The following is a 14,060-nucleotide window of genomic DNA, read 5'->3' as shown; positions in this document are numbered from 1 at the left end:
CGGACAACACGGCTTCACATGCGGTCATGGATGTAGTTTCGAACGAGGAGTTTCACCTGACGATCAAGGTCGGCATCAACGGATTCGGCCGCATCGGCCGCAGCTTCTTCCACGCCGCCCTTCAGCGGGGCACCGGCCTGGAGGTGGTCGCCGTCAACGACCTCACCGACCCCGCGACGCTGGCGCATCATGACCAACTGCCTGGCCCCGCTGGCCAAGGTCCTCGACGACGCGCTCGGCATCGAGCACGGCCTGATGACCACGGTCCACGCCTACACCGCGGACCAGAACCTCCAGGACGAGCCGCACACCGACCTGCACCGCGCCCGCTCGGCGGCGACGAACACCGTGCCGACCACCTCCCTGCTGATCGGCGCCCGCTGACCGGCGCCGCGTCCGACGGCTCCCCGAGCGCATACGAACGAGGCGGCGTACTCCGACGTGTTGTCGGGGTACGCCGCCTTCGGGCGGAGCGGGGCGCGGGAGGGGGCCTGTGCTGCCCGGCCGCTACTTCGGGTCACTGTTGAACTTTGCGGCCGACCAGAAGTAGCCGAGGACCGCGAGACCCAGGCACCAGGCGACCGCGATCCACCCGTTGTTGCCGATCTCGCTGCCCAGCAGCAGACCGCGCAGGGTTTCGATGGCCGGAGTGAACGGCTGGTACTCGGCGATCGGCTGGAACCAGCCCGGCATCCCCTCGACCGGAACGAAAGCACTCGACAGCAGTGGGAGCAGGATCATCGGCATCGCGTTGTTGCTGGCGGCCTCCGCGTTCGGGCTGATCAGCCCCATGCCGACGGCGATCCAGGTGAGCGCCAGGGCGAACAGGACGAGCAGCCCGAACGCCGCCAGCCACTCCAGGGCCGTCGCGTCCGTGGAACGGAATCCGATGGCCACCCCGACAGCGCCCACCAGGACCACACTCGCGATCGACTGCAGCACACTGCCGATGACGTGCCCGATGAGCACCGACCCGCGGTGGATCGCCATCGTCCGGAAACGGGCGATGATGCCCTCGCTCATGTCGGTGGAGACCGACACCGCCGTACCGATCGTGGTCGAGCCGATCGTCATCAACAGCAGGCCCGGCACGAGGTAGGCGATGTAGTCGGAGCGGCTGCCGCCGCCGATGCCCGCGCTCATCACATCTCCGAAGATGTAGACGAACAGCAGCAACAGCATGATCGGCGTGAGCAGCAAGTTCAGCGTCAGGGACGGATAGCGCCGGGCATGCAGGAGGTTGCGGCGCAGCATCGTGGACGAATCACGGACCGCAAGGGACAGAGAGCTCATCGGACGTTCTCCTTCGACTGGCCGGGAAGGGTGGAAGAACCGGGGCGCGGATCGGTACCGGTCAGGGCGAAGAACACGTCATCGAGGTCAGGAGTGTGCACGGTCAGCTCATCCGCTTCGACTCCGGCGGAGTCCAGCCGGTCGAGGATCGAGCGCAGTGCGCGCTGACTGCCGTCACTGGGGATCTGCAGCGCCAGCGCCTCGTCGTCCCGGCTGACCTCGCCGAGTACTGCGGTGGCCGACCGGTAGCCGGCCGGGTCGGAGAACCGCAGTCGGACATGCCCACCCGGGATCATCCGCTTCAACTCCTCGGCAGTGCCCTCCGCGGCGATCCTCCCGCCGTTCAACACCGCGATACGGTCCGCGAGCTGATCGGCCTCCTCCAGGTACTGGGTGGTGAGGAAGACCGTGACGCCGCCGGTGACCAGTTCTCGGATGATCTGCCACATGTTGTGCCGGGAACGGGGATCCAGACCGGTCGTCGGCTCGTCGAGAAAGATGATCCGCGGATCACCGACCAGCGTCATCGCGATATCGAGACGGCGCTTCATCCCACCCGAGTAGGTGGAAGCCGGCTTCTTCGCCGCCTCCGTCAGGTCGAACCGCTCGAGGAGTTCGGCGGCGACCCGCCGCCCCTCCTGCTTCGACAGGTGGTGGAGATCCGCCATGAGGAGCATGTTCTCCTCACCCGTGATCAACCCGTCCACCGCGGAGAACTGACCCGTCACACCGATCACCCCACGGGCCCCCCGCGGGTCGGCGGCCAGGTCGTGGCCGCCGACCCGGATCTCGCCGGAGGCGGGATCCGGGGAGACGAGGGTGGAGAGGATCTTGACGGCTGTGGTCTTGCCCGCGCCGTTCGGGCCGAGCAGGGCGAAGACCGTTCCTTCGGGGACTGTCAGGTCGATGCCGTCGAGGACGGTCTTGTCGCCGTAGGACTTGTGCAGACCGTTCGCCGTGATGGCCCAGGTGGTCATGAGCGGTGCTCCTTCGTGAAGGGATGTCAGAGGCTGCGGGCGGTGATGTCGCCGTAGGCGGTGGTCGCGTGGATGGCGAGGGCGGCGGCGCCGCCGGTGTTGTGCAGGGCGTTGTGGATCCGGCCGAGGGAGGTGCCGGCGTCGAGGGTGGCGCTGACCCCGCGAGCGGCGCCGACCGAGATGTCGCCGTACTCGGTGCGCAGTTCGACCGTGCCGCTCAGGGCCTCGGTGATGCGCAGGTCGCCCTTCTGGGTGCTGATCCGGGCGGGGCCGCCCAGGCGGCCGATCGAGACGTCGCCGGCCGCGAGGGTCAGGTGGGCGCTCGCGGCCTCATCGAGCTTGACCGAGCCCTGCGCGCTCTCGAAGAGGACGTCACCGAGGCGTCCGACGCCCCGGAGTTCGGCGCTGGCCGCCTTCGCCTCGACGCGGGAGCCGGCGGGCAGTTGGACGGTCACCTCAATGGAACCGGAGGCGCCCAGGTGCTGGTTCTTCACCGAGGCCTCGATCCGCAGGACCCCGTCGGCGTACTCGACCCGGGTCTGCTCGGCCGCCTTCACGTCGCGGCCCTTCGAGGCGTCGGCGGGCCGGACCTCGACCGCGGTGTCCGCACGGTCCGCGGCGATGAAGCGGACGATGCCGGCGGGGATGTCCAGAACGGTGGAGATCGGGGCGGTGGTGGCGAACTTCTGCATGATCTTCTCCTGCGACTCGTTGTTTCCGATGAGGGAAAAGCTACGTTGCTTTCCAACTCCCAACAAGCAGTTCGTTGCGACTAACCTTAATAATCGCAGGTCAAAGGCATTTAATCGTTGCGCAAGCCTGGAATCAAATGCAACGACACCACTCAAGACGTTGCAATGAGATGGAAGTAAACGCTATACTGGGGGCACGACACCCCACGAAGGAGACCGCGATGCCGGGAGGCAGGCTCACCCAGCAGGAACGCCAGCAGATCGCCCTGGGAGTGGCGGACGGCCTCGCCTACGCGGAGATCGCCAGACAGTTGGACCGACCGACCTCGACTATCACGCGCGAGGTCATGCGCAACGGCGGCCCCGGCACCTACCGCGCCGACCTGGCCCACCGCGCCACCGAAGCCCGCGCGCACCGGCGCAAGCAACCCGCGCCCCGCGGACCGCAGGCGGCCCCGCAGGCCTACGGACGGGACGCCGAGGCCGTGCGCGCCTACGAGGAGGTGTTCACCACCGTCATGATGGCTTCGGGCATGCCCGGCATGACGGCCCGGGTGATGGCCTGCCTCACCCTCACCGACACGGGCAGCCTCACCGCGTCGGAACTCGTCCAGCGCCTCCAGGTCAGCCCGGCGTCCGTGTCGAAGTCGATCACGTTCCTGGAGGAGCAGGGCCTCGTCCGCCGGGAACGCGGGGAAGGCCGCCGCGAGCGCTACGTCGTCGACGACGACATCTGGTACCAGTCGATGATGGCCAGTGCCCGCTCCGCCGCCCAGATCGTCGAGACGGCACGGCAGGGCGTCGCCGTCCTCGGCGCCGGCACCCCGGCCGGCACCCGCATGGAGAACATCGCCCGCTTCCTCGACTTCGTCTCCGAGAGCATCGCCCGCGCCGCGGAACAGGCCCGCGAGATCCTCCACACGAAGCCGGAAGCACCCTCGGACGCCGCCGAACCGAGTGCGGACCGCGACTGAAGACGACGCAGGCGACGCAGTTCGCACGCCTTTGGAGGACTCGCGCCTTTCCCGGAAGAAATTTCGCAGGGACCGATGAGTTTCCCGGGGGACTGCGGTCTTAGTTCATGAAAGGTGCGCCGCGGCAGCCACGCAGGTGGTCGCGGGGCGCGCCGGACGGACCGCCGAGAGCCCGACACGAGATTCCGAGGAACCCCAGATGCGCACCCTGATCAGCTCCGCCTTCATCTCACTCGACGGCGTCGTGGAGGCCCCGGGCGGCGAGCCCGGGTACCGCAACTCCGGCTGGACCTTCAAGAACATCGAGTTCCTGCCCGAGGCGTTCGAGATCAAGGGCCGGGAGCAGAAGGAAGCCTCCGCGATGCTGCTGGGCCGGACCAGCTACGAGGCGTTCAGCCCGGTGTGGCCCGGCATGGAGGACTTCGCCGACTACAAGGAGATGCCGAAGTACGTCGTCTCCACCACCCTCGCCGAGGACGACCTGGTGTCGAACTGGGGCGAGACCGCGATCCTGCGCTCGCTCGACGAGGTCGCCGCACTGAAGGAGACCGAGGGCGGCCCGATCATCGTCCACGGCAGCGCCACCCTGAACCGGGCCCTCTCCGACGCCGGCCTGATCGACCGGTACCACCTGCTGGTCTTCCCGCTGCTGCTCGGCGCGGGCAAGCGGCTCTTCAGCGCCACCGACAAGGACGCGCAGAAGCTGAAGCTCGTCGAGCACGAGGCCTACGCCAACGGCCTGCAGCTGAACGTCTTCGACGTCGTCCGCTGACCCGCGCCCGTACCCACACGCCTACGGACCCCCGGTGGGCCATCCGTTGCGGGAGCCTGCTTCGCCAGGGTCCTAGACAGGCTCGCGGACCGCGGAGGGAACGGTCTCGGCCGCCTGCACCTCGGGCGCCTGTGCCTCGGCCTCCTCGCTGCCGGCGGCCTGGTGGCCCTTGGTGAGGCCGAAGAAGAGCAGACCGCCGGCGCCGAGGACGGCGATGACGATGCCCATCGGAACCGCGCTGTCCTCGCCGGCGAGGCCGACGAGCGGGACCACGGCCGCGCCGATCAGGTGCTGGGACAGGCCGAGCAGCGCTGCGGCCGAGCCGGCCACGTCGCCGTGGTCCTGGAGGGCCAGCGCGAAGGAGTTCGGCATGACGAGGCCGACGCTGGAGACGACCAGGAAGAGCGCGACGAGCAGCGGGGCCAGACCGGCGTCGGTGAGGACGACGGCGAGCAGCCCGAGGCCGCCGGCCGCGGAGAGCGCCAGACCGGTGGCGAGCAGGGCGCGCGGGCCGGTCTTGTGCACGATGCGGCCGCTGACCTGCGCGGCGATGACCAGGCCGAGGGCGTTGACGCCGAAGACGGCGCTGTAGGCCTGCGGGGACATCCCGTGGATGGACTGGAGCACGAAGGTCGAGCCGGAGATGTACGCGAACATCGCGGCGAAGGCGAAGCCGCAGGCCAGGTTGTAGCCGACGAACACCCGGTCGCCGAGCAGCCGGCGGAAGATCGGGCCGGTGGCCTTGAGGCCGCCGCGCACGCGCCGTTCGGCGGGGTGCGTCTCCGGCAGGGCCCCGGCGACACCGAAGAGCATCAGGGCGCCGATGATCGCGAGACCGATGAAGATGCCCTTCCACGAGGTGACGAGCATCAGCTGGCCGCCGAGGACGGGCGCCAGGATCGGCGCGATGCCGGTGATGAGCATCAGCATCGCGAAGAACCGGGCCGCGGCGGGCCCGGTGTGCCGGTCGCGCACGACGGCGGAGGCGATGACGATGCCGGTGGCGCCGCCGAGGCCCTGGAGGGCGCGCAGCCCGACCAGCGTCCAGATGTCGGGGGCGAAGGCGCACAGCAGCGCGGTGACGGCGAACAGCGCCAGACCGGCGATGAGCGGACGGCGGCGGCCGAGCGCGTCGCTGACCGGCCCGGCGATGAGCTGGCCGATGCCGAGGCCGAGCAGGCAGGCGGTGAGGCTGAGTTGGGCCGCCGAGGCACTGGTGTCGAGGTCCTCGGCGATCTGCGGGAGGCCCGGCATGTAGGCGTCGTTGGCCAGCGGGCCGAGAGCGGTGAGGGCACCGAGGATGATGGCGAACCGGACGATGCCGGCGCCCTTCGGTGTCGCGGGTGACGTCATGTTTCTGATCCCCTCCGGGGAACGCGGAATCAGTAGGCGACGGTGATGCGGGACTGGATCGCTTCGCCGCGCTCCAGTACGTCCGCGAAGGCGACCGCGTAGTCCGCGATGCTGATGCGGCTCTTGCCTTCGGCGTCCACCAGGAGCTGTTCACCGCCGACGCGATAGGTCCCGGTGCGCTCACCGGGCTCGATCTGGGCCGCCGGGGAGATGAACGTCCAGTCCAGGGAGCCGGCCTGGCGGTAGAGGCCGAGCGCCTCGCTCTGGGCGAGGGCGTTCTGCTTCCAGACGGCCGGGAAGTTCGGGTTGTCGATGACCTTGACGCCCGGGGAGACTTCCAGGCTGCCGGCGCCCCCGAGGACCACGACACGGCGTACGCCACTGCGCGTCAGGCCCTCGATGAGCGCGCCCGCCGCACCGACGATGATCTTGTGGTCGTCGTCGACGCCGAGTTTGGGGCCGACGGCCGAGCCGACGGCGTCGTAGCCCGCGGCGGACAGTTCGGCCACGGTGTCGGCGTTGGTGGCGTCACCGGCGATCACCTTCAGGCCCTCGTGGCCGTTGCCCGCGATCTCGCCGGTGCGGGTCACGCCGGTGACGGCGTGCCCGCGGGAGAGCAGTTCGCCGGCTATGGCGCTGCCGATGTGTCCGCTGGCTCCGAAAAGCAGGATGTTCATGGTGGTGCCTCTTCTCCTCGGTGATCCGGTGGTGCTGCCGGAACCAGTGCACGGCCTCGCCGAGCTCCTCCGTACGCGACCACTGCCGGGCGCACGGTTCGATCGGCCCGAGCGTAGGTTCGGCCGCCGATCAGCTCTTGTTGGGCTGCGCACGGCCCCTTGCCCATCCACGCCAACCTGGCGGCATCACGCTCGAGGGGGTGCATCAACAACGAGTCGGGGAAGCCTTGTTGAGGGCACGGAGACGGTCACCACGGCTGGTCAGGCGGCGGGACGGGCACTGCCGGCGGAGGCGGCGTCCACACGGGCGGCCTCGGCGATCAGGATGATCTTCTCTACGTGCGGCAGCAGTCGCATGCCCGCCTCGGTGAGCTGGACCCGGCCGCCGGCGCGATCGAACAGCGCGACCCCGATGTCGTCCTCGAGGTTCTTGATGTGGGCCGTGACGCTGGGCTGCGAGTAGTGGAGGTTGCGAGCGGCGCGAGTGAAGCTCATCTCGGCGGCTACCTCACGGAACGAGCGTAACTGCTGGAACTGCACGGCAGGGGCTCCCTTCTGCGAGGCTCAGAGCCTCGAAGGCCAGAAACATACCACGGTGCAGGTATAACTTCGGGGCGATGATTCGCACTTCCCTTCCCCACACGACTGCGGACATACCTGTGGCCATGCCCCCAAGGAGGGCATGGCCACAGGATCAGAATCCCGATGCGAGACCGATGCGAGACCGGTGCAGGAGATGCCGAGGGCGGGCGCGGGCGCTCATCGCGACGGCGAGCTGCCGGCTCTTCCCACGGGACGTACTAGGCCTGGAGCTCGGCCGGATCGACGGGTTCGGCGTCGGCCCGTTCCCGCAGGTGCTTCTCCAGGTCGGCGACGACCCGGTCGGCGCGGCCGGGAGCCATGTCGAGTTCGGCCAGTACCGTCGGCAGCGCGATGATCGGCATGATGTGCCTGAGCAGCACGGATACCCGCACTTCCAGGTCCTCCCAGCCGGACATCACCTCAGAGAGCACCTGCACTCCGGTGAAGGCGCCGACGATGAGGTTCGCGACCGCGTCCAGGTCCACGTGCGCGTGGAGTTCGCCGCACTCACGGGCCTGCCCCAGGGCGAACCGGTTGTGGTCGATCCAGTCCTGGTAGGGCCGCAGACGGTGCTCGTGGTGGCTGCCGCGCTCCAGGGAGAGCCTCAGGCTGCCCTGCACGATCGGATCACTGCGGATCTGAACGGCAAAGAGCATGCCCTTGTCGATCATCTCCTGGAGGCGGGTGCTCCGCGGCAGGACCGGGAAGCCGACCGTGTCGATCTGGCTGGCCAGGACGGCCTGGGCCAGCTCTTCCTTGCCCTTGAAGTAGTAGTAGAAAGCGCCCTTGGTCAGGCCGAGCCGCTGGTAGACGTCCGCGATCGTGGCCCCGTTGAAGCCCTTCTCCGCGAACACGGCGCCGGCGGCCTCGACGATGAGTCGCCGGGTGCGCCGAGAAGCCTCCCTCTGAGACACCTTCGCTCCTTCCATGGTGCTGGCAGCCATCGATGCACCTCCTCGGAGGTAGGAGCATGTCACCGAAAACAGCCGGTGCAAATTATACCAGGCAGCACGTATCTTACGGCGAACCCAGACATGCCACGGCTGCAGGGCGGCGGGTCATCGCGGCCGGCCGGGTGCCGGGTCAGCGCGGGCCGTTCCCCTCGCCCCGGTCGTGCAGGATCCGGAAGCGGCCGAGCTCCTGCGGGTCCCGGTCGACCACACGGACCGGTGTCCAGGCCCACTGCCAGACGCTGATCCCCGGCGTCCGGGAGAACCGGATCGGTCCGCGGGTCCCCTCGACCTCCACGCGCGGCCATGCCCCGGCGATGGCCGCCCGGTCCGTGCCGTGCGAACGCAGCACCTCGGCGAGGACGGTGACGCTGTCCCAGCCCTCGAACGCCACGAACGAGGGCTCCTCGCCCAGCCGCTCGCGGAGCTCCTTCCCCACCCGGTCGCCGAGGGCACCGAGTCGTTCGGGCAGGTAGCGCAGGAAGGGGATCCCGGCGCCGTCCGCGCCCAACGCCTCGGCCCATCCAGCGAACTCCGGCTGCCCGGCCGGGGCGCCGATCAGGACCTCCCCGAGCCGCCGGTCCCCCCGTACGGCCCTGACGATCGGCGCCGCCGGCTCCGGATACCCGACCAGCAGGAGGAGCGCCGTCGTCCCGTGCTCGACGAGCGCGTCGCACAGCTCCCCGGGGGCGAGCCCGTTGGCGTCGATCTCGACCACGGCCCCGCCGCGGGAAGCGAAATGATCCCGCAGGATGCGGGTCCCGGAAGCCCAATAGACACTCGGCTGGGTCGCCACCGCGATCCGGCTGTGGCCCGCCCCGAGGAGGAAGTCCGCGTACGTCCGCCAGCCGTGGGACTGGGCCGGGGCCAGGCGCGCGACCCACTCCGTCGGCTCCTCGGTGAGCGCGTCGAGGACCGCGGAGGAGCAGAGGAACGGCACGCCGAGGGCGTCCGCCCGGGCGGCGGCGGCCCGTGCGACGACGCTGTGGTACTCCCCCACCACCGCTGCCACACCCAGACCGGCCAGCTCCTCCACGGCCGCCGCGGCCCGCTCCGGATCGGCCGCGGTATCCCGGACCACGAGCTCCAGCGGCCGGCCACCGACCCCTCCCGCGTCGTTGACCTCGCGCACGGCCAGCTCGAGCCCCGCGAGCAAGTGCCGCCCCGCATCAACCCAGCCGGGCGGCGTCAACGGCGCGAGGGCCCCCAATCGCACGGCCGGCCCGCCGGCCCGCTCCCCCGATGACGGCAATGCCGAGGCGTTCACAGTGTGGCGCTCCTCTATCCCCACGCCGACGCGACCGAAGTCGGCCCGACGCGCCCGTTTGATCATCCGCCCATTGGATCCACCCCCACGTACCCAAGGCAACCGCTTACTCCCCGGACGCGGACGCACACCTCGCGGGAACCGGCCCCCCGCCCCCAACGTCGTCGTACCAGCCGCCCGACCCACCACCCCCAGCCAGAAACGGCCCCATGCCCCAAACAAACCCGCCCCCACCCCCCAACCTGCCTCCTGGCCCCACACCCAGCCCAACTCCCCGCCCAACCACCGGCCCCACACCCCGCCCAACCCCCGACGCGACCACCGGCCCGACCCCCAACCCCACACCCGGCCCCACTCCCCGCCCAACCACCGACCCCACTCCCGGCCCACCGCCCAGCCCCACACCCTGCCCGACCCCCGACCCGACTCCCGGCCCCACTGCCAAACCTCTCCCCCGCCCCCTCCTCATCCCCCTCCGCCGGCCGCCCCGCCCCGGCCGCCGCCCGCTCCCCCGGCTCGCAGCCCACACGGCAGCCCTCCCCGTACTCCTCCCCGCGCTCCTCTCCCTCCTCCTCGCCGCGCTCCTCACCCGCCCTTCCCTCGTCCCCAACACCCCCGGCCATCCCGGCAGCTTGCTGGAAACGTTCCTCCCCTGGCTCGGCCTCGCCGTCCCCCTCCTCCTCGCCCTGGCCCTCCGACGCCGCTCCGCCGCCACCGCCCTGGCCCTCCTACTCCCCACCGCCGCCTGGCTGGGCCAGTTCGGCAGCCTCCTCCCCCACCCCGCCACACCGTCCACTTCCCACCCCGCCACACCGTCCACTTCCCACCCCACCCTCACCGCCGTCCAGCACAACATCGGCGACGAGAACCCGAACCCCTCCCGCACGGCCAAGGCCCTCGCCGCCGACCACCCCGCCCTCATCGCCGTCGAGGAGCTCACCCCCGCCGCCATCACGGCTTTCGCCGCCACCCTCGCCGCCGGCTACCCCCACCACGCCACGCACGGCACGGTCGGCCTCTGGTCGACCCACCCGCTCACCGACGTCCGCCCCGTCGACATCAGGCCAACGGCCCTCGCCGGCGACCCCCACTGGAACCGCGCCCTGCGCGCCACCGCCGCCACCCCCGGCGGACCCGTCGCCGTCTACGTCGTCCACCTGCCCTCCCTGCGCCTCGGCGCCTCCGGCTTCGGCTCCGCCCGCCGTGACGAGAGCGCCCTCCTCCTCGGCGCCGTCCTCGCCGCGGAACCCGCCGACCGCGTCGTCCTGCTCGGGGACCTCAACGGCACCGCCGACGACCGCGGCCTCGCCCCTGTCCGCACCGCCCTGGCAGCAACGGCGACACCCACCCCCGGCTTCGCCTTCACCTGGCCCGCCGCATTCCCCCTGGCCCGGATCGACCAGATCCTGGCCCGCTCGGGCAGCGTGCACCACGTCCGTACGCTCCCCGCCACCCCCAGCGATCACCTGCCCCTCACCGCCGACATCCGGTTCGATTAACGTACGTTCATGACTGACTTCGTACTGGTGGCAGGCACCTGGCTGGGAGCGGCGGCATGGGACGAGGTGGCCGCCGAACTCCGCACCGCACTGCGCACCACGGGCCGCGGCGACCACGAGGTCCACGCGCTGACCCTGTCCGGCCTCGCGGACAAGCAGGGCGTCGCGGCCGGCCAGCAGACGCACGTCACGGACATAGTCGACGCCATCGACGGACTCGGTCTGCGCGATGTGGTCCTCGTGGGCCACAGTTACGCCGGCATCCCGGTCGGCCAGGCCGCCGAGCGGATCGGCGCCCGCCTGAACCGGGTGGTCTTCGTCGACGCCAACGTCCCCACCCACAATGGATCCTTCGTCTCCGCCTGGCCGGAGGGCCGCTCAGCCGTGGAGTCCTCCATCGCGGCGAACAACGCTTTCTGGCCACCCCAACAGGCCGCCGACTACGAGGACCAGGGCCTCACCTCCGAACAGATCGCCAGGCTCCTCGCGGACGCGACCCCGCACCCGGGCGCCACGCTCACCGAGCCGGCCGTACTGACCCACCCGCTCGCCGAGCTCCCCGCGACCTACGTCAAATGCCTGCTGGACGGCGCCGAACCCCACCCCGACGTGGCGGAGCTCCTGTCCACCGGCCCGGACTGGCAGCTCGTCACCCTGGACACGGGCCACTGGCCGATGTTCTCCGCCCCCTCCGCCCTGGCCCGCGTCCTCCTCGACGCCGCCGCCCAGGACACCCCGCCGCCTGCTTCCTCCCTCCGCATCGACCCGGTGCACGCCGCCTCCGAAGCCGCCCTGAACGACTGGCAGCACGTCCACAACTCGGTCATCCCGACGGCCGTCCTCTCCCTCGAAGAGATACGGGAGCGCTCCGCGCGCCACGTCCTGCACATCGCCCACCTCGGCGACACCCTCGTCGGATGCACGACGGTCCGACCCCCCACCGCCGGCTCCACGACCGCCACGGTGATCGCACGGGTCCTGCCCGCATACCGGGGACGGGGGTTCGGCCGAGAGCTGTACGCCTACGCACTCACCCAGGCACGAGCCCGAGGCGGCGAGGTGATCGAGACCGTGGTCCTCGCCTCCAACCCGGAGGGCCTCAGCTTCGCGCGACGAGCCGGCTTCATCGAGTTCGACCGCTACGTCCTCCCCGGCGACACCGTGCCCTTCATAGACCTGCGCCTCGCGTGAGCGTCCACTGGGTCCGCCTCGAACTCACGGTCCGCACCTTCGACTCCGCCCGTTCACGCCGTACGTCGACCGGCGCCGCGCGGCGGGCTTCAGCTTCACGACCCTCGCCCGACTCGGCGACACAGAGGACGACCGCCGCAGGCTCTACGACCTGAACAAGGAATGCTCGGCCGATATCCCCGAGCGAGGCGCCTCGACCCCCCGCCCACCAGGCTCAGCGACCTGAAGGGCTCCCCGGCCGGCCGGCAAGCCAGGCAGCGACCCGCTGCGTGTACTCACGGTTGACGTAGGGAGAGCCGTCGCGCGCGATTCGTTCCAGGTGCCGCAGGATGTTCTCCGAGCGGTCCGGGTGGCGCACGGCGAGCACGCCGATGCCGGTCTCACCCGTCGAGGCACGGACGTACACGCTGCCGTCGAGGGCCATCATTGCGAAGCCCGGGTGACCCGAGTGCACGCCGAGGAACGCCGACGCGGCGCCCCGGCCCATGATGTCCCAGCGGTCGAGGAGCCGGACCCGGGTCCAGAGCGCCGGTGCCCAGTTGCCGGAGTGCATGTGCTCCAGGGCGGCTCGGTGTGAACGGGTGCCCTGTGGGAGCTGCAGGAGGAACTCGCGCCGATGGTCGAACAACCCTGAGGACGCCGCGAGGTCGTACCAGTCGGCATTGAGCCGTTCGACCAGCCGCGGGGTGTCGTACCGGTGCGAGAAGCCATCGGTCACGTCCTCCACGCCGCATCCGGGGACGTACGGCATCGTGCCCGCCGGCACCGAGTTCGGGATCACCTGGAGGCCGGCCCTGCGCAGAGGCTGGTACACCTTGCGGTCGCGTTCCCGGATACCCATCGAGGCGCACTTTAGCAACGGCCGACCACTCCCGGCTGGCCACGCCCTCCCCCCTCCACGTGATCGGCCGGACAGCTCCTAGCTAGGCCGGGACCCGGCGTCTCCGGGAGACGGCGACGCCGGTGAGGCAGACCGCACCGCCGAGCAGGGTCAGCGCGGCCGGGATCTCGTCGAGGGCGATCCAGGCGATGAGCACCACGACGGCGGGCACCGCGTAGGTGGTCGCGCCCATCTTCCCCGCGGTGGTCCGCGACAGCGCGTACGTCCAGGTGGTGAAGGCGAGCGCGGTCGGGAAGAGCCCCAGGTAGAGCATGTTGAGGACGGCGTCGAGCGGGGCCCCGGGAAGCTGGTCGACGAGCTGCCCGACGAACGGCAGGGTGACGGCCGTACCGACGAAGCAGCCGTACGTGGTCACCTGGATCGGGCTCGCGTACGCCAGCGCCGGCTTCTGCGCGACCACCCCGGCTCCGTACGTGAGCGCGGCGACCAGGCAGAGCAGCACCCCTCCCAGCGAGGCGGTCCCACCGTTCGAGGTGGACAGTCCGACCAGCACCGCTCCGGCGAAGGAGACCGCCATGCCCGCCAACAGCATGGGCGGGAAACCCTCCTTCAACAGCCAGCCGCTGAGCAGGGCGATCACGATCGGGCCGATGTTGACGATCATCGCCGCGGTGCCGGCGTCCACGAGCTGCTCGCCCCAGTTCAGCGTCACCATGTAGAGCCCGAACCAGAGCACCCCGGAGAGAAGGATCCCGGGCCACGCCTGCTTCGGCGGCGGCGGCACCCGCTTGACGACCAATACCAGCCCGAGCGCGGCCGAGGCTGTCAGCAAGCGCCCGAACGCCAGCGCTCCGGGCTCGAAGTGCGCGGCCGCCGAGCGGATGGAAACGAACGCGGAGGCCCACAGCACGACGGTCACTCCGGCGGCTATCAGCGCCCGCCAGTCGGTCCTGACCTGATCAGACGTCTTGTCCATGCGAGCAAGCTACCTG

General features: G+C 70.5%; 14 protein-coding genes and 3 pseudogenes. 7 read left to right on the top strand and 10 right to left on the bottom strand.

What is annotated here, in order from left to right:
• Window positions 1-26: 26 nt before the first annotated feature.
• Together AC3IYI_RS42490 and AC3IYI_RS42485 are read left to right on the top strand one after the other, a co-directional pair.
• Window positions 27-131, top strand: a pseudogene (locus tag AC3IYI_RS42490) (hypothetical protein); the annotation flags it as partial.
• Between the two features lie 61 nt (window positions 132-192).
• Window positions 193-363: pseudogene (locus AC3IYI_RS42485) on the top strand (type I glyceraldehyde-3-phosphate dehydrogenase); the annotation flags it as partial.
• 144 nt (window positions 364-507) lie between these two features.
• Here AC3IYI_RS42485 and AC3IYI_RS42480 read toward each other — a convergent pair.
• Genes AC3IYI_RS42480 through AC3IYI_RS42470 form a run of 3 tightly spaced genes read right to left on the bottom strand, consistent with a single transcriptional unit; the run spans window position 508 to window position 2,962 of the window.
• Window positions 508-1,293 carry an ABC transporter permease gene (locus AC3IYI_RS42480; RefSeq protein WP_489412314.1) on the bottom strand — a complete coding sequence of 262 codons (786 nt, stop codon included), beginning with the start codon at window positions 1,291-1,293 and terminating at the stop codon, window positions 508-510.
• On the bottom strand, window positions 1,290-2,270 hold the full coding sequence (locus AC3IYI_RS42475) for an ATP-binding cassette domain-containing protein (RefSeq protein WP_489412313.1): 981 nt from the start codon (window positions 2,268-2,270) through the stop codon (window positions 1,290-1,292). Before AC3IYI_RS42475 ends, AC3IYI_RS42480 begins: the two co-directional genes overlap by 4 nt.
• 26 nt (window positions 2,271-2,296) lie before the next feature.
• Window positions 2,297-2,962, bottom strand: coding sequence for a DUF4097 family beta strand repeat-containing protein (locus tag AC3IYI_RS42470; RefSeq protein ID WP_489412312.1), 666 nt, complete (start codon window positions 2,960-2,962; stop codon window positions 2,297-2,299).
• 221 nt (window positions 2,963-3,183) lie between these two features.
• Between AC3IYI_RS42470 and AC3IYI_RS42465 the strand changes: the two genes are divergently transcribed.
• Window positions 3,184-3,936 carry a GbsR/MarR family transcriptional regulator gene (locus AC3IYI_RS42465; protein WP_489412311.1) on the top strand — a complete coding sequence of 251 codons (753 nt, stop codon included), beginning with the start codon at window positions 3,184-3,186 and terminating at the stop codon, window positions 3,934-3,936.
• Window positions 3,937-4,135: 199 nt separating this feature from the next.
• The gene (locus AC3IYI_RS42460) at window positions 4,136-4,708 is read left to right on the top strand and encodes a dihydrofolate reductase family protein (protein WP_489412310.1); all 573 of its coding nucleotides are present in this window, start codon (window positions 4,136-4,138) and stop codon (window positions 4,706-4,708) included.
• 72 nt (window positions 4,709-4,780) lie between these two features.
• Here AC3IYI_RS42460 and AC3IYI_RS42455 read toward each other — a convergent pair whose 3' ends face one another.
• The 5 genes from AC3IYI_RS42455 to AC3IYI_RS42435 all read right to left on the bottom strand — a co-directional run bounded on the left by AC3IYI_RS42455 (window position 4,781) and on the right by AC3IYI_RS42435 (window position 9,480).
• Window positions 4,781-6,061: a multidrug effflux MFS transporter gene (locus tag AC3IYI_RS42455; RefSeq protein WP_489412309.1), complete on the bottom strand. Its 1,281-nt coding sequence runs from the start codon at window positions 6,059-6,061 to the stop codon at window positions 4,781-4,783.
• Between the two features lie 29 nt (window positions 6,062-6,090).
• Window positions 6,091-6,738: an NAD(P)-dependent oxidoreductase gene (locus AC3IYI_RS42450; RefSeq protein WP_489412308.1), complete on the bottom strand. Its 648-nt coding sequence runs from the start codon at window positions 6,736-6,738 to the stop codon at window positions 6,091-6,093.
• A gap of 261 nt (window positions 6,739-6,999) precedes the next feature.
• Window positions 7,000-7,278, bottom strand: coding sequence for a LysR family transcriptional regulator (locus AC3IYI_RS42445; protein WP_489412307.1), 279 nt, complete (start codon window positions 7,276-7,278; stop codon window positions 7,000-7,002).
• 260 nt (window positions 7,279-7,538) lie between these two features.
• Entirely contained in the window at window positions 7,539-8,234 is a 696-nt protein-coding gene (locus tag AC3IYI_RS42440) for a ScbR family autoregulator-binding transcription factor (RefSeq protein ID WP_489412306.1), read from the bottom strand.
• Between the two features lie 169 nt (window positions 8,235-8,403).
• Window positions 8,404-9,480, bottom strand: coding sequence for an ABC transporter substrate-binding protein (locus AC3IYI_RS42435; protein ID WP_489412439.1), 1,077 nt, complete (start codon window positions 9,478-9,480; stop codon window positions 8,404-8,406).
• Between the two features lie 524 nt (window positions 9,481-10,004).
• Here AC3IYI_RS42435 and AC3IYI_RS42430 point away from each other — a divergent pair.
• From AC3IYI_RS42430 to AC3IYI_RS42420, 3 genes and pseudogenes are all read left to right on the top strand, one after another.
• Entirely contained in the window at window positions 10,005-11,036 is a 1,032-nt protein-coding gene (locus AC3IYI_RS42430; protein ID WP_489412438.1) for an endonuclease/exonuclease/phosphatase family protein, read from the top strand.
• Window positions 11,037-11,045: 9 nt separating this feature from the next.
• Window positions 11,046-11,765 (top strand): annotated as a pseudogene (locus AC3IYI_RS42425) (alpha/beta fold hydrolase); the annotation flags it as partial.
• A 39-nt stretch (window positions 11,766-11,804) separates the two neighbouring features.
• A complete protein-coding gene (locus tag AC3IYI_RS42420; protein WP_489412437.1) occupies window positions 11,805-12,227 on the top strand; it encodes a GNAT family N-acetyltransferase in 423 nt (140 codons plus the stop codon).
• A gap of 214 nt (window positions 12,228-12,441) precedes the next feature.
• Here the strand turns inward: AC3IYI_RS42420 and AC3IYI_RS42415 are convergent, their stop codons facing one another.
• Window positions 12,442-13,068 (bottom strand): hypothetical protein, encoded by a 627-nt coding sequence (locus AC3IYI_RS42415; RefSeq protein WP_489412305.1) that lies wholly within the window; start codon window positions 13,066-13,068, stop codon window positions 12,442-12,444.
• An 82-nt stretch (window positions 13,069-13,150) separates the two neighbouring features.
• Entirely contained in the window at window positions 13,151-14,044 is an 894-nt protein-coding gene (locus AC3IYI_RS42410) for a DMT family transporter (RefSeq protein WP_489412304.1), read from the bottom strand.
• Window positions 14,045-14,060: the final 16 nt, after the last annotated feature.

This window comes from Streptomyces sp. GL_148 (genome assembly GCF_057834205.1).
The sequence above is the reverse complement of the archived record's forward strand: the minus strand, read 5'-3'. Positions and strand labels throughout refer to the sequence as shown.

Excerpts from the sequence above, each read along its gene's own strand:
- AC3IYI_RS42480 (WP_489412314.1), bottom strand. The coding sequence starts at position 1,293 with ATGAGCTCTCTGTCCCTTGCGGTCCGTGATTCGTCCACGATGCTGCGC.
- AC3IYI_RS42475 (WP_489412313.1), bottom strand. The coding sequence starts at position 2,270 with ATGACCACCTGGGCCATCACGGCGAACGGTCTGCACAAGTCCTACGGC.
- AC3IYI_RS42470 (WP_489412312.1), bottom strand. The coding sequence starts at position 2,962 with ATGCAGAAGTTCGCCACCACCGCCCCGATCTCCACCGTTCTGGACATC.
- AC3IYI_RS42465 (WP_489412311.1), top strand. The coding sequence starts at position 3,184 with ATGCCGGGAGGCAGGCTCACCCAGCAGGAACGCCAGCAGATCGCCCTG.
- AC3IYI_RS42460 (WP_489412310.1), top strand. The coding sequence starts at position 4,136 with ATGCGCACCCTGATCAGCTCCGCCTTCATCTCACTCGACGGCGTCGTG.
- AC3IYI_RS42455 (WP_489412309.1), bottom strand. The coding sequence starts at position 6,061 with ATGACGTCACCCGCGACACCGAAGGGCGCCGGCATCGTCCGGTTCGCC.
- AC3IYI_RS42450 (WP_489412308.1), bottom strand. The coding sequence starts at position 6,738 with ATGAACATCCTGCTTTTCGGAGCCAGCGGACACATCGGCAGCGCCATA.
- AC3IYI_RS42415 (WP_489412305.1), bottom strand. The coding sequence starts at position 13,068 with ATGGGTATCCGGGAACGCGACCGCAAGGTGTACCAGCCTCTGCGCAGG.
- AC3IYI_RS42410 (WP_489412304.1), bottom strand. The coding sequence starts at position 14,044 with ATGGACAAGACGTCTGATCAGGTCAGGACCGACTGGCGGGCGCTGATA.